The sequence below is a fragment of the Parabacteroides sp. AF17-28 genome, assembly GCF_003479205.1.
Lineage (GTDB): Bacteria > Bacteroidota > Bacteroidia > Bacteroidales > Tannerellaceae > Parabacteroides > Parabacteroides acidifaciens.
Genome location: NZ_QUGV01000007.1, coordinates 28,305 through 44,055, shown reverse-complemented (window position 1 = coordinate 44,055; position 15,751 = coordinate 28,305). Strand labels below are relative to the sequence as shown.

General features: G+C 38.2%; 13 protein-coding genes. 3 read left to right on the top strand and 10 right to left on the bottom strand.

The features are described 5' to 3' along the window. Positions 1 to 3: 3 nt before the first annotated feature. The 8 genes from DWW90_RS06650 to DWW90_RS06615 are packed head-to-tail and all read right to left on the bottom strand — an operon-like array spanning position 4 to position 10,757. Positions 4 to 2,094 (bottom strand): hypothetical protein, encoded by a 2,091-nt coding sequence (locus DWW90_RS06650; protein ID WP_147382404.1) that lies wholly within the window; start codon positions 2,092 to 2,094, stop codon positions 4 to 6. Continuing rightward, positions 2,078 to 3,028: a hypothetical protein gene (locus DWW90_RS06645; protein ID WP_122344424.1), complete on the bottom strand. Its 951-nt coding sequence runs from the start codon at positions 3,026 to 3,028 to the stop codon at positions 2,078 to 2,080. Before DWW90_RS06645 ends, DWW90_RS06650 begins: the two co-directional genes overlap by 17 nt. Beyond that, positions 2,994 to 6,440 (bottom strand): hypothetical protein, encoded by a 3,447-nt coding sequence (locus DWW90_RS06640; RefSeq protein ID WP_122344423.1) that lies wholly within the window; start codon positions 6,438 to 6,440, stop codon positions 2,994 to 2,996. Before DWW90_RS06640 ends, DWW90_RS06645 begins: the two co-directional genes overlap by 35 nt. Before the next feature lie 7 nt (positions 6,441 to 6,447). Beyond that, entirely contained in the window at positions 6,448 to 7,515 is a 1,068-nt protein-coding gene (locus DWW90_RS06635; protein ID WP_122344422.1) for an ABC transporter substrate-binding protein, read from the bottom strand. 6 nt (positions 7,516 to 7,521) lie between these two features. Further along, positions 7,522 to 8,232, bottom strand: coding sequence for an ABC transporter ATP-binding protein (locus tag DWW90_RS06630; RefSeq protein WP_122344421.1), 711 nt, complete (start codon positions 8,230 to 8,232; stop codon positions 7,522 to 7,524). Beyond that, positions 8,229 to 9,014, bottom strand: coding sequence for an ABC transporter ATP-binding protein (locus tag DWW90_RS06625; RefSeq protein ID WP_122344420.1), 786 nt, complete (start codon positions 9,012 to 9,014; stop codon positions 8,229 to 8,231). The genes DWW90_RS06630 and DWW90_RS06625 overlap by 4 nt, the downstream gene beginning before the upstream one ends. A gap of 1 nt (position 9,015) precedes the next feature. Next, positions 9,016 to 9,888, bottom strand: coding sequence for a branched-chain amino acid ABC transporter permease (locus DWW90_RS06620; protein WP_122344419.1), 873 nt, complete (start codon positions 9,886 to 9,888; stop codon positions 9,016 to 9,018). Continuing rightward, complete coding sequence (locus DWW90_RS06615) at positions 9,888 to 10,757, bottom strand: branched-chain amino acid ABC transporter permease (protein ID WP_122344418.1); 870 nt, start codon at positions 10,755 to 10,757, stop codon at positions 9,888 to 9,890. Before DWW90_RS06615 ends, DWW90_RS06620 begins: the two co-directional genes overlap by 1 nt. An 869-nt stretch (positions 10,758 to 11,626) precedes the next feature. On the opposite strand from DWW90_RS06615, the gene DWW90_RS06610 reads away from it, so the two are divergent. From DWW90_RS06610 to DWW90_RS06600, 3 genes are read left to right on the top strand one after another with little or no spacing between them, the layout of a single operon-like run. Beyond that, positions 11,627 to 12,064, top strand: a complete 438-nt coding sequence (locus tag DWW90_RS06610; RefSeq protein ID WP_115500432.1) for a dCMP deaminase family protein — start codon at positions 11,627 to 11,629, stop codon at positions 12,062 to 12,064. Between the two features lie 12 nt (positions 12,065 to 12,076). Continuing rightward, entirely contained in the window at positions 12,077 to 13,810 is a 1,734-nt protein-coding gene (locus tag DWW90_RS06605; protein WP_115500433.1) for a S41 family peptidase, read from the top strand. Then, a complete protein-coding gene (locus tag DWW90_RS06600; RefSeq protein WP_233547661.1) occupies positions 13,755 to 14,270 on the top strand; it encodes a 5-formyltetrahydrofolate cyclo-ligase in 516 nt (171 codons plus the stop codon). The genes DWW90_RS06605 and DWW90_RS06600 overlap by 56 nt, the downstream gene beginning before the upstream one ends. Here DWW90_RS06600 and DWW90_RS06595 read toward each other — a convergent pair. Together DWW90_RS06595 and DWW90_RS06590 are read right to left on the bottom strand one after the other, a co-directional pair. Beyond that, the gene (locus DWW90_RS06595; RefSeq protein ID WP_115500435.1) at positions 14,263 to 14,556 is read right to left on the bottom strand and encodes a DUF721 domain-containing protein; all 294 of its coding nucleotides are present in this window, start codon (positions 14,554 to 14,556) and stop codon (positions 14,263 to 14,265) included. The genes DWW90_RS06600 and DWW90_RS06595 overlap by 8 nt on opposite strands. Then, positions 14,553 to 15,656 (bottom strand): DNA replication/repair protein RecF, encoded by a 1,104-nt coding sequence (locus DWW90_RS06590; protein WP_122344416.1) that lies wholly within the window; start codon positions 15,654 to 15,656, stop codon positions 14,553 to 14,555. Before DWW90_RS06590 ends, DWW90_RS06595 begins: the two co-directional genes overlap by 4 nt. Between the last annotated feature and the right edge of the window lie 95 nt (positions 15,657 to 15,751).

Here is a 15,751-nt window from a genome sequence, read left to right as displayed (position 1 = left end):
AATTTAAGAGTTGCTTTTAAGTGCAATTATATATTCTTCGATTGCTTTACAGACTTTCTCCCCTTTTTCATCATTCAGCATCAATCTGGGTTTGATAAAAGTATATTCTTCCCACATCTCAGTCCATTGGCGAATAGTACCGTATGCTATCAAATAAATAAGATGTTGCAAATGTTCCCAAAATGAATTTCCATAATACAAAATATCATTAAAGGTCGAACATATCAATCGTGAACTTCTGCAATCAAGAGGTGAACATCCGTTTATCAATTCTTCCCCTGCTTTCATATTCAATAATTCACGTTCCTCTTTATAGACATCATTTTTTATCCGATTGTATTGGGCGCGCAAATTAAGTAGCGTATTGAACTTATTTACACATTTCATCCTTGGCCTACCTTCTTCAAATATTTCGCTCAAAAAATCTATCAGCGAACCAACACATTCACCTTCTTGCATCGTAATCGATTCATATCGTTTCTCCATAACCCGATAAAGATAAAACAGGAATAATTTAGGAGTATTAGTAGGGCACGCACCACGTGCTATATGCCAAAAAGATTCACTACGCAATAGATGTTGCTCCTGTAACCGCTCTTGAATGGCATAAACAAAAGCTGAAATATGCATAAAGTATAGTCTGTTATCAGGTCCAAACAAGTTCTTTATATTCATATTTCTACACTCTCCTCCTACACCTTCAATCTGATAGACAAATTTTTCATTAACCGATTGATACAGCTTTATACCTATTGCCTTGCACAATGACTCATTAATAGTTCCTCCATAACTCTCGCCACTTTCACTATATTTCTTTAGTTCATATAAAATTTTAAGTAGATAATAACTATACTCTCTATCTTTTTTATCATTTCTCTCTGCTAATAAATAGTCCAATAAAATTATATCGTAACGTTGAAAAACAAGTAATTTCAATGCTGTTTTTACAGTCTTTGCACAAACAATAACAATATCAGGATCTGTATACTTTTTTAATGCAACACCATTACTATCATACCACTTCCAAGATTTTTGCTTACCATTAACAGCCCATTTGTTTTCTATTTCATATTCTGTAGGACAACACCATACAATATCAGCACACCCAATAGATCTTAAATCATCAATAATAATCTTCAATTTACCCGTTACAACTCTACTCTCTTCCTTTATTTGGTGCTCATTATCAATAATATTTACATTCTCTGTATTGCCATTTATTTCTTTCAATTTCTCATTGGCATAATCATCTAATAATAATATTCTCCATTTTGCTCCAAAACAAAAAGCATTATCTTTTTCTATTTTTATCTCCCTCACTTTTTCATCTTCCAAATCTTTTTTATTATATCGAGATTTGTCATTTATACATACTTTCGCCAATCTTTTCAACAAGTCTTTCTCTATTTCATATTCCGAATGAAATACAAATGGTGAAACAGAAAAACCATGAACATGTAATTCTCTACTTAAATAAGAGTTTTTCACTAAGCGAGCATTTAGTTCTGCATATTCATTAGCAACACAATACCGATAAAGTTTTTTCTGTACATTATCATGTATTTTCTTTACAATATTCTTAAATCTTTCAGTTGTTACAGCAGGGGTTGTAATCGGAAGATAATAATTCCAAATACTACTATCCATTATCGATTTAAACCGACTGGACCTTCTATAAACATACTCGTTTATGTAACTCATATTCTCACTTTCTTTCAAGATATCAAATATAGTTATATGTATCATAGGAAGTTTTGTGGCCAAAACAGGTAAATTCACTGTATTGAATGAATCACCAATTTTACTTAAAGAATAGAAACAGCCATTCTCATTTTTTTTTCTTTCGTAATCAGCTATATAATAATCTTGAGCAAAAAGGTATTGATTACCTGAAACTAAATCAGATAAACTGTGATAAACAACATAAAATTGAATATCATGATTAACGTCACATTTATTTATCACAATTTTACCTACAAACTCACCAATCAACATACTCACAGACGATGATAAAAGAGGTGACAATACAATTCTCTTAGTATTAGCCGAAACAGAATAGGTTTGCGCCAAATAAATTTCAATTTTTGAACTCATCTGCTGTTTGTTTATCTAAATATTTTTTAGCCTCAAATATATCTATATATACACGTTCTACTTCATCACAGACTCTCACTATAAAATCTGAACCAAAATTTAACTGACATATATTATTAAACAGAGAACCCTCACCACCAGTATGTTGAAAGCATGAGGCATAAGAAAAATATTTCTTTAAAGTATCAAACTCTACTTTCGTCATTATCTCATCATCCCAATCTATTTTTCTATTTTTCATCCGATTGAATAATTCAACTTGCTTATTCAATAATCCCCATTGTTTATCATGCACATAAAGCATATTACCATTTATCTTTTCATCCGACTCATTTATTTCACAATCATTACAAATTGCTTTTATCAATCCTAGTCTATACTCTTTTTCTACAAAATCAGTAGCATCTTCCAGTTTATCCCATAATACTAAAGTCACCTGAATATTATCTTTTACACATTCAGGTTCAAACGTCACATAGACATCGTTTATCCTCGAAGTACTATCTTTATTTTCTTCAGCTATTTTAGAACAAATAAAATCTTGAAAATCTGTCAATAATGGCTTTCGCATCTCACCAATACTTGTAACTATATTCCACAGGTCTCTATTCTTCAAAAATTTTATTTTAGACATTTCCGGTTTACTAAAATAAATATTCTTCCACTCTTCAAAACTGAGGCTATATCGTATTTGGATATCCGAATAAAATTTCTTGATTGTCCCAATATCACTCTTATCAAGTCTCACACCATGAATATCTATTTCTTTCATAACACTAAGAAAAGCCTTCAATCTTACAGGATGATATTTCAATTGATCCTGCACTGTTTGAACTGTACCACATTTATTCTCCTTATTGATGGCTTTTGAGATCATAGAAGCCTTCTCCGGATTAAACTCACCGCTGCGTGTTATTATTAAAACCTTTTTCATAATGAGCCGAAAATAAAAGTTCAGACAAAGTATATTTACAATCTCTCACAGCATGATCAATAGCCGCGAACTGCAAAAAAGGCTGTTTCTGCGGCATATCTACAGTATTTGGTTTAGAGCGCCCAGAATGAATAATAAACTGAGGCAAATATCCAGTAACTTCTTCCGGAGTTTCCTGTCTAGACAATATACGATGAAGCGTATGAGTGATCTTACATTTCTCAATTGCTTGGTTTTCTTTAATAGTTAGTTTGTCTGTAGCTTGAACACTTTCTACTTTAAACGTAGCATACATTTTATCAAGTATTCCTTGATGAATAGATATAAAATCAAAAGAATTACTTTGCATCTTATTTAATTCAATCTCATAGTTCATCTTCTTTTTTCTAATAGTTGCTATAACTTCCACATCATAGTTTGCTTGATCAAAGATTCCTATTTTGGGTGTTATAGGGGCATTATAGCCTATTATATCAACACGAGCATCCTGAACAATCTTTCCCAAATCATCCTTCCGCTCTTCATAACACTTTACATCATAAGCCCATATCTTCATCTCATGATATTTCTGGGTCCTATTTAGTACGTAATTAGTAGTGTGAACATTCTTATTGTAATTTTCTTCCAGTATTTGGATAAGATTATTCCGCTTAGCCTCAGTTAGATTCTCTATGTCTAAAAAATCTATTCCTACACTTTGACATTGGATTATAATCCTATCACTATCAGCCAAACTCCTATTTTTAAACTCATCACTCGATTCATTAAAGTAACAGATTAAGCTATAAATTGATTTTTCATCCTCTACTGTTTCTTTTAGATAATTATCAAGAATCTCACTCACTGAGATTCTTTTCCTTTCTACTAAAGGTGATATGGAACTAAAAATACGCTCATCAAATATCGCTATCCTTGTTCTCCCTGCAGCTAAGTGTTTATATTTCCATTCTTCAGTCCAGCCATTTTGCCGAATTAGTCTATCAGTAGAATTATTACCTGTTATCCCCTCCACAAAGCATGCCTCGGCAAATAATAAAGAACGATCAGAATAATTCCGGGGATCATCTTGATGTTTTTTTTGTTCTTGAATCATTCCTTCATAATGTGTCGCAAAAATAACAGCATCTTCAAAAGACGTTATATTATCTTCCGACGTCCCTTTCAAATTAACACTTATTTTATCTGCTTCTAATTTATGAACTTCTGATTTATTATCCATCACTGTAAGTTTATCATTATTCTGACCATAAACCTGTTCATACCATAACCTATAAGTTCTATTTATTCTATTTTTAATCTCATCATCTAAATCCTTAATTTTACTATCCTGCGATTCCAAACCCTTTTTATATTGATTTATAGCAGAAATAATTGATTTCAAATGTTTTAAATTGATTTCCTGATACTTAATAACACGAGATGAAAGCACCGGTATTATTCTACTACAATCCTTATCACAGCACACAACTATATCATAATCAGGCAAATCCCCAAATTCCGCAGGATCAGATTGCTTATCAAAATTCGTACATTCAAAAATATTACAACTATTTTCTTTCAATTTTTTCTCAATGAATGAATCTATATTTAAAAAACCTGATTCTTTTGAAATAAGGAAAGCTACCCTCTTTGGCTTAGGCAAACATACATAATACTGAATAGCATATTTATCCTTCTCCCCATCCATCTTGACACCACGTATCGCTATGACAGGAGGCTCTTTTTCAGGTATTTCAGTGTCAATAAAATAGCCACGTAACCAAGCAGCAGAAATACGAATTTCTTTTATCCCTTTACTTTTATCATCCATATTTCCTTCTTCATCAAGATAACTACACGAAAGGGCCTTCTCGAGATTCTTAATTGACTCCTTAGAGTTAGGCATATTACTAGTAATAGCAAGTACAAAATATTTATCTCCTACATCAAGATACTTTTGCTGCAAATCAGGAACTCTTTTTCCACCATAAATAGTTGTATCATATAACAATTCATCTCCAAATAATTCCTTTTTCGAAATATCTATAAAATTAAGATCAATAGCTAATTTATTGTCAGATCTTTTTCCACTATGCTTAGCAGCATTACGAATGATATTCTCAATAATAGAGAAAAAAGCCTGACGTCCTATGACTCCACCAGGAAGTGCTACATCAAATTCTCTTAATTTTTTAAAGTCTTCTTTTTGCTTTTCTCTTTCTGGATTCTTTCCTGTAAACTCACCAAACCGTAAGCAAATTTCATCACTACTTTCATAACCTTCAGAATAAGCTATAAAATCCATCAATAGATTTTTAGGTTTATGTCCCTTTGTTTCTGTAGAAGATGAATTATTCTCTTTATGCCGTTTGTAACGCAAATCAGGTTTTAATTCATCATATATAAAATCCTTAAAACTAATAGTAGAATTAGCTGGTATGTAATCCGTTGCAACCGTAGCTATATAATCTTGTCGCTCTTGCAAATAATTAATAAATCTCCCCATCCCTACTAAAAAAGGCATTTCAAATTCCTTATTTTTCAGATCCTTAGATAATGATTCTATTGCATCTGGATAAAGATCTTTAAGAACTTCACTATCAAGCATTTTACTAACAGAATTAAGTTTCTGTTTTATATAAAACATAACATGACTACCAAGATTGTGGCTCATGTTACGAGACATTATTGCGGCTTTAGCCGATTTAACAGCAGCTATATTCGTCTTGTCTCTTAGAAGCTCAACTTCATTCAGATATTTAGACTTAGTAATATAACTAAACATTAATCTTGTTATATCGCGCTCTAAATACTGCAAATTATTACTAAAAATAGCTGCATTATGAGTAAAATGATATATACCATCCGAATAGCGATAAGCAAACAGCACTATTGAGACATATTTTACGACTTGACTATTATGAATTTTATTATATATAGATGCAACATAATCCGTAAATAATTGCTGATATGAACAAAATTTTTCAAATGGAGATAGTTGCTCTGTATCAATAGAGACAGGATAGTATTTATCACAAAAACCAGTAATATCTAACTCTATACCACTATCGACGTTAGTATCTTCATCTTTCTTAAGATTAAATAAAGTACCACTATCCTTAACAGATTCCAAGATACGATCAGTTACAGCAAAAGAATGAACTATAATATTAGATGTAATTTTATTAGATTCATAATGTTCAAATAAATATCCAATAGGCTCTTTTGAGAATTTATCAATAAAAGCGTTTGAAATAGCTCGATGCAATCCAATTCCTAATTCAGAAGTATACCGTTCTAAAGGCAACCACTTCGAATCCTTAGCATCCATACGACCAATGTCCAATGTTATTATACCCAAATTAGAACTACTTACTAATTTAGCTAAATCAACTTCTTCTAAAATATCAGTAATTACACAGCAACGTTTCATATTTCACTCAATTTAAATCCGAAACAAATTGCCCGTCATGATAGCTCATAATTTGATAATCTATATTTTGATTACCTTTTTTATCATACCATAATCGTCCTGTTACTCCATTAACCACATTATCATTATAATACTTAATAATATCTTCCTTTTTAACCCCACTTTTATTCAAGTTATTAATAATAGTCATCACATCATAAGGATAGGCAGCAAGAATATTAGGTCTATCGCCATATTTTTTCAAATATTGTTTTTCAAATATTTTATACGATTCCGTTAAAACATAAGACAACCCTAAAAATGGAATATTATCCATTTCTTTCACTGTAGCAAAATCATATGTATACAAATCACCAAAATTTAAGTCTCCAAACATTTTGTCCAAAATACCTGCATGATGAAAGCTTCTAACTATATTCAAAAAGTTATACGATAAAGATTGTACTACGATCAAATCTGGATTCAAAGACTTTACTTTTTGCGTCAAATTATTAAAATCTTTTACAGAAAGATCAAATGGAACATCATGCACATTCAATCCCATTTTTTGAGCATTAGGAACTACTATTGTTTTATAAGCTAATTCAGCATCAGGAAAAATATGACGTAAAAAAACTATATTTTTTTTCTCATTACTTAAAGCATAATTTAAATATGCCATATCTTCCGCATCAGAAGAAGGATACTGTTTTATCACATTATTGGCATTTGTGATTTCTGGACTAAATGCAAATACAAAATGAGGGATTCCTTTTGCTTCCAATATAGGGTTAATACTTTCTGACACTGCTGGCTTTAAAGACACAACCACATCTAACCCATTTGTAGCTATCATTTGATTCAAAATATTAACTGCAGTTTTAGGCTCTCCCTTTGTATCTTGAATAAACAATTTCACTCTTGTTGTATCAACATTCATCAGAATCGCATTAGTAAATGATTGTCCAAGAAAAGCAATATCTCCTGTCAAAGGCATTAAAACTCCCACATGGATTTTATCACTTTTTTCATTAGAATCACAAGAACAAACAAAAAAACAAAAAATAGCGCACAAGCTCATTAGAATATTTTTCATGATTTTCTATTTTTTAAACATTACTAATTCTATATCTTTAATATCCTTATCCACAAATCGATGAGCAATCCTCCCTTGCCCCAGCAGCAAACAACAATCACAAAACCCAATCGCTTTATTAATATTCTGCTCAATCAGCACCACCGTCACATTCATCTTCCCACGAACAACCTCCAGTATCTCATACATCTCTTCTATCGACCGGGGCGAAAGTCCCGCGCTCGGTTCATCCAAAATTAGCAGCTTGGGATTCTGGGCCAATGCCATAGCTAACGCTAACTGATGCCGCTGCCCACCGCTTAACTTATCCGCCATCTTAGTCCTTAACACCTTCTCGGGCATCCGCAAAATAGGGATAATGGACTTCAATTCCGAAATGTAGGCATTGTTTTTTTTATATCCAAATGAAAGTTGCAAATTATCCCATACAGAAAGCTCATGAAACACTTGGCCTCCTTGCTGCATTATCGAAATACCACGTCGCGCCAGTTCACTGGTAGATAGATGAGTGATCGATTCTCCTTCAAAAGCAATCTCACCTTCCCTATAAGGTATCATATTCATGATAGCCTTCCCCAACGTGGACTTTCCCGAACCATTAAGCCCGATTATCCCGACCGCTTCACCTTGATGAAGTTCCAAATCGATTCCTTGCAAGATATTTACACCGGGAACATATCCACCTGTAAATCCTGATATCTTTAATAGTTCCGTCATAACCCTAAATAACTATTACGCACCTCTTTATCATCAAGCACTACAGCTGTGGGCCCCACCTTTGCGATAATCCCGTCATCAAGGTAGGCACAAGTGTCAGCCAGTTCACGTACAAAATGCATATTATGTTCTATCAGCAAAATAGTCAAACCCTCATCACAAACCATTTTACGAATCATTTCTTTTATTGTTTCAATATAAACCTGATTAACTCCGGCCGTAGGTTCATCGAGTAATAACAGTTTGTCATTTCCCATCAACAGACGGGCAATAGCTATCAGTCGCTGTTCGCCATAAGAAAAAGCAGAAGCTTTATAATTGAGCATATCCAAGTACTTACAGTTCTCTCCGAACAAGCGCTTCAAAATACCCACAGCCTGTTCCTCCTTTTCTCTCTCCCTACGGGCAATTTTCTTAGGAAACAGGAGTGGCTCGAACGGCATCTCCCCCGTCTTGTCATCTGAAGCGATCTTCATATTTTCCATCAATGTCAAATCATCCATTAACTGACGCCCTTGAAATAAACGCCCAATCCCCATCAAAGAGATACGATGGGCAGAAATATGGTTTAATCGTTTACCGTCAAAAATAACATCACCACTAAAATCACTCTGGAAACCGGAAATAACATTAAACAAAGTGGTCTTTCCGGTTCCATTTCCTCCAACCAATGCCGTTATTTTCCCTTTCTCTACGTTCAGATTTACGCCATTCAACAAATTGAACACTTCACTACGAGTATTCGTAAAACTGAGCTTTATATTTTTCAATTGTAGTATCATTCTATTTCAACACATTTTCTCCCCACAACCCCTGCGGACGGAAATACATAACTAAAATCAAAGCCCCTCCATAAATGATTTGTCGCATATTGGCAGCAATAGCATCCGGCATTCCCACAAACCGTAAAATCTCAGGAAGCAGAACTACAAATACCGCACCCAAAACAGGTCCTTTGATATTACCCACACCACCAATAAACAAAGCACTAACAATAAAAATGCTTTCATCCAGCGTAAAACTGGTAGGATCGATATAACTGACATACGATGCATAAAACAGGCCAGCCAATCCGGAAAATGCAGCAGACAAGAAAAAAGCCCAAGCCTTAAACAACATCGTGTTTCGCCCCAAAGCCTGTACCGACAATTCATCCGACCGCATCGCTTTCAAAACTCTTCCATAAGGCGAGTATTTTATTCTCCGGAACACACCAATTACTGCCAAAGAGACCAGAGTTGTCAAAATACAATATCCCCAAACACCCGGAAGACTCCATATCCCAAGTATCTTTATACCGGGAATACCGGGAATGCCATATGGGCCACGTGTCACATCTGTCCAATTATATAATATGGTATAGACAATCATCTGAAAGCCGAGAGAGGCCAAAATAAAATAATCTCCCTTTAACTTCACCGAAGCAAACGAGACTACGTAACTGAACAGTCCCGTAGTAAACATGATTATCGCCGCAACAACAATAAAGGGCAAATCGAACTGCATCAAAAAATAAGCACTAATATAAGCTCCTATCCCATAGAAAGCAGCTTGACACATACTTAGCAAATTTGCCATTCCAATAGGCAAATTTGCACTCAGCACCAATAATATATAGATGTTGAGCATAATGACGATATGTAGAATATATTCCATTAGACGGTACGTTGTTTATATCCGAGAATCCCCTGGGGACGCAGAAAAAGGAAAAATAACAGTGCCAAAAAAGTAATTGCATTCTGCCAGTTGGATGCAAATTGATAAACTACCAACGACTGCAATATACCCAACAGCAAGCCGCCAAGAATACAGGCATTAAAACGTCCCACCCCACCAATAATCATAGCAACCATCGCATTTATCAACACATTCATTCCCATATTCGGATCAAGGCCGACATCATAAACAGTGAGACAACTGGCCAAAGCAATAAAAGTTCCGCTCAACAAGAATACAAAACTCCGGGTCTGCTTCATTCGATACCCCAACGCCTCGAACAGGATTTCATCGGAGCTTAACGCTCTGAACTGTACCCCCCAACGGGAATAGCAAATAAAAAGTATAAAAAAAAGAATGACTGCCCCTCCGCCGAAAAGCTGATACATCTGGGGAGTTGTAATGATTATATCACCGTACATAAAGGTTCTCTGTATAGAATTATCTATCACTTTTGTCTCATTACCAAAAAACATGGCAACCAAATTAACCAAGACTGTCATCACACCAATAGAAGCAATCATAACCACATTCAACGATGCTTTCTTTCGTTTTAGAGGGCGATAGATCAATAACTCAACCAAAAGACTCATCAACATGGTAAATACCACTGCACCAACAATAGAAATCAGGAAAGACAATCCTATCCGGTTCGATAAAAAATAAAATGCATACGCGGCGATCACATACAATGCTGCCGCTGCAATATGAAAGATTCTCGTCGTATTATATACCAACGAAAAGCCGATAGCCAAAAGAGAATACAGAATTCCTGTTATCAAGCCATTTATCAAGAATTGCAATATCATGATATTAGAATATTTATCTATCGCAAAATAATAGATAAATATTCTAAAAACCTAATAAATATAAACATATTAAATATCATTCTTTATTACTTCCCTTTACGTTATACCTAAAGCGAACAAAAGCCTTCAAGCAGATACCACTCTCCGTAAGTTTAGTTTTTATCAATATTTGAGAGATCCAACTATTCAATTATTACAATAACCCCCATTTTCGTAATTTTTCTATTTCATCCGAAATCTTGATCCATTTTGGATTGACCTTTTTCACGGATTTACCCTTTCCTGCTGACAACAGTCGGAAAGGGGTGCCGAGCCCATTCCAAAAAGCGTGCAATTTAATTCCCGAAAACCGGAAACACCGACAAAGTGATAAAGCTTAACTCCCGGAGAATCGCCTGTAGCAAAATAAAACGGACGGCGTCCCAAATATCGCAAGGAAATTTAGGGGCTTTTTTGCCCTTTAGACGGTCCTCTTTCCAATTACGACCGTCCAAATCGCCATTACGACCGTGCTAATCTCCGCGAGGTGCCGAGTGCACTACACATTAGTACGGTCGCAGTGGCAAAGAGGACGGTCGTAATTGATGGAAACGCTCAAAAAAGGCGAAAAAGTCCCTTTTTGAGCTCTAAAAAGTGGATTAACATTTGTTTAGTTTCAGTTCTCTTTTTAGCCGGAAAAATACGTTTTATACAATAACCCCCTGATAATACCCCCTCCAAAAGCGTACTTGGAAAATCCGATAGGGACGTCGGGATCTTTTTCAAAATCCACCGGAGGTAAACAAAAACCGTTAAAGCTGTTCCATATATCCCAAATATATGTACCTTTGTCTGCTATTATATAATAAGGTATATAAAATCAGAAAACGATGTGCGATAAGAAGGAAAAGCAACTCGAATTGGATAGACGTTATCTCAGGATGGCGGCCGTATGGGCGGAAAATTCGTATTGCAAGAGACGACAGGTTGGGGCACTGATAGTTAAAGACCAAATGATTATCTCTGACGGATATAACGGTACGCCATCTGGTTTCGAGAATGTTTGTGAAGACGAGAATAATGTCACCAAACCCTATGTCCTGCATGCCGAAGCTAACGCAATCACAAAAGTGGCGGCTTCGTCAAACAGCAGCAAAGGAGCGACTATTTACGTCACATCTGCACCCTGCATCGAATGTGCCAAGCTTATCATCCAATCGGGAATCAAACGGGTGGTCTACTCTGAAAAATACAGGGTGGAGGACGGTTGCAACCTATTGCGTCGCGCAGGTGTTATTATTGATTACATAGAAGATATAAACGAATAAAGATACGTTTTTATGGAGAAGAATAGAAGGCTGTCCGTATGGCTGCCTGTGATTATAGCTTTAAGTGTTGCTCTCGGGATCTTTGTAGGAAATCATTACCTTAGACTGACACAGGGTAAGAGACATATTTATTCCAGCGGGAACAAGATCAATGCCATACTCGACATCATTGACGAACAATACGTCGACACGGTCAATATGAAACAATTGGTAGAAGATGCCATCCCTAAGGTTTTCAGCGAGTTGGACCCGCATTCCGTATATATACCGGCCAAAGACGCCCAACGGGTGAACGAAGACCTGGAAGGATCGTTCAGCGGAATCGGCGTTTCCTTTAATATGCAGACGGATACCGTTTTGGTCATTAACGTAATCCCCGGCGGACCATCCGAAAAAGCAGGCTTGAAACCGTTCGACCGTATCATTACAATCAACGACTCCTTATATGCCGGCAACAAGAGCGACCAGGAAGTAATCATGAAGACACTTCGCGGAGCCAAGAACAGTACCGTCAAGTTAGGAGTAAAACGGAAAAACGAACCGGACCTGTTGTATTTCGATGTAACCCGTGGCGATGTTCCCGTGAACTCCGTCGATGTGGCTTACGAAGTGAGCAAAGGAATCGGTTACATCAAAGTTAGCAAATTCGGACGTACAACCTATAACGAATTTATCACGGCAATCGCCAAACTGAAACAGGCCGGCTGCACTTCCTTCGTGATCGACCTCCGCAGTAACACCGGCGGTTACATGGATGCCGCCATCAATATGGTCAACGAGTTTATGCCGGAAGGCCGCCTGATCGTCTATACTGAAGGAAAGGCATTCCCGCGCAATGATGTTTATACGAACGGAACCGGCACTTGCCAGGATGCACCGCTCGTAGTTCTGACAGACGAGTTCTCGGCTTCCGCCAGCGAAATCTTCTCCGGGGCGATCCAGGACAACGACCGGGGTCTGATCATCGGCCGCCGTACGTTCGGCAAGGGGTTGGTGCAGTCGCCGATCCAACTTAGCGACGGATCGGAAATCCGCCTGACAATCGCCCGCTACTACACGCCGTCCGGACGCTGCATCCAGAAAAAATATGAATTGGGCAAGGACAACGAATATGAACAGGATATCTACAACCGTTTCATGCACGGAGAGTTTGACTCTGCCGACAGCATCAAACAGGACAATGGCGAAAAATACGAGACCGTCATGGGACGTACGGTTTACGGCGGCGGCGGTATCATGCCGGATATCTTTATCCCGCGCGACACCAGCGGCGTGACGACTTATTTCTCCAATGTGGTCAATAGCGGAACGCTGAACCTGTATGCACTCGAATACTCGGACCGCAATTACGACAAGCTGTCTTCTTTCAAGACCTACCAGGAGTTGTACAAATACCTGCAACAGCAACCGTTGCTGTCCGACTTCATCAACTACGCGACAGCGAAAGGCATCAAGAAACGCCCGCACCTGATCAACATATCGAGCAAGCTGATGGAGAAACAGATACATGCCTACATCGTCCGCAACTTCTTTGACGAAGCGGGCTTCTATCCTATTTTCCAGAATGACGACGTCACACTGAAACGTGCGATCAAAGTGCTGAACGAAGGTAAATCGGTTCCGACACCGGAAAATAAAAATATAACAGAAGATGGAATTGCACAAAGCCAAACAAGCACTTCGAGAAGATATGGCCTCCTTAAAGAGATCATATACGAAGACTGCATTGCTGGAACTCTCTGCTAAGATAACGGAACGGCTGGAAGAGACCGATCTCTTCCGGCAAGCTTCCTGTATTGCGCTCTACCACGCCCTTCCGGGAGAAGTACAGACGGCTGCCTTTATCGAAAAATGGTACCTGAAAAAGAGACTTCTTCTCCCTGTTGTGAAAGGGAACGACCTCCAATTGTTGCTTTATGCCGGAAAAGAATCCCTGAAAGCCGGAGCTTTCGGTATCTTGGAACCGACGGAAACCTGCCAGCCGGTTGCGGAAAACGAGATAGACCTGGTGATAGTTCCCGGCGTCGCCTTCGACCGCGGGCGTAACCGCCTCGGGCGGGGAAAAGGTTTTTACGATCGCCTGCTTTCCACACTGGACGTGCCTAAAATAGGTATCTGCTATGATTTCCAATTGAAAGACACCATCCCGGTCGAACCGTTCGACCGAAAAATGGACCTGATCGTAACCGAAAAAGAGATTATCTGATCACGATATCCTGCAAAACTTCTGCCCCGGCATACTCGTTCAAGCTCTTTATCAAACGCTCCCGGCACAATACCAATTCGCTGCGCAAGACGGAGGATGTGAGGGAAACATGCAGCACACGGTCCTTTACATATATATTACGTGTGTATTGTGCGACCATTGGCCCCATGATCTCGCCCCAGGCCCGTTGGACACGTATCTCTAAAATCTTCCCGCGCAGTTCGGCGTTGTCTTCGAAGAACTCCCGGATCGCCTCGCCCAATGTCTGTGCATTCCGGCGTATCATCCCGCTTCCTCCATCGGTTGGACTTCGCCCTGTTCGACCCTGAACAGAGCATAACCGTGATTGATCGACTGCAGGATTGCATCCAGATATTTACGGTTCGTATCCGTAATAAATATCTGCCCGAACTGGTCGCCACTCACTAATTTGATGATTTGCTCCACCCGGTCGGCATCCAACTTGTCGAAGATATCGTCCAACAACAAGATCGGACATGCCTGTCCCCGGCGTGAAAGGAAAACGAACTGCGCCAGCTTGAGCGCGATCAGATACGTTTTGTTCTGCCCCTGCGAACCGACACGGCGGATCAGGTAGTCGTTCAGCGTCATCTCCAACTCATCCTTATGAATGCCTGTCGAGGTATAGCCGAGGATACGGTCGCGCTCCCGGTTGGCAGCCAGCATATCCGCCAGGCTGCCGCGTTCGAGTTGGGAGATATAGCGCAAGCCGACTTGTTCGGTCGAACGGCAGATCGTCTGGTAGTATTCATTGAATATCGGGGTGAAATCATTTACCAGCATTTGCCGCTTCTCATACACCATCCGCCCGTACATATCGAGTTGCATTTCCAGCACTTCGTACAGGGAAGCGTCCGTGCACTGGTCCTTCAGCAATGAATTCCGCTGGAGCAACGCCTTATTATATTGTATTAGCGCATGCAGATACGGCTTGTCCTGCTGCGAAATGATCACGTCGACGAAACGGCGGCGCTCCTCGCTCCCGCCCTGTATCAGTTCGGAATCGGCGGGCGACACCATCACTAACGGCAATAGCCCGATGTGTTCCGACAGCTTGTCGTATTCTTTTTTATTCCGTTTGAACTGTTTCCGCTGCCGGCGGCGGATGGCACAGAATATCTCTTCCTCCCGCCCTTCATAATCGTAATTACCTTGTAACACACACATATCCTGACTATTATTAATGAGTTGGGAGTCGGGCGTATTGACATGGCTCTTGCAAAAAGAGAGATAATGAATGGCATCCAGCAAATTCGTCTTTCCCATTCCGTTATTCCCGAAAAAGCAATTAATCTCGGGAGAGAAAGAAACTTCTGCCTGGAGAATATTTTTGTAATTGAGTATAGAAAGCTTTTTAAGTATCATCCGCACTATATTAGTCGCACAAAATTAAAAAATATACTTCTAAGTATAGATTTTCTCAGTAAAAAAAACTACTTTTGCGACTTGAATTGCCACAG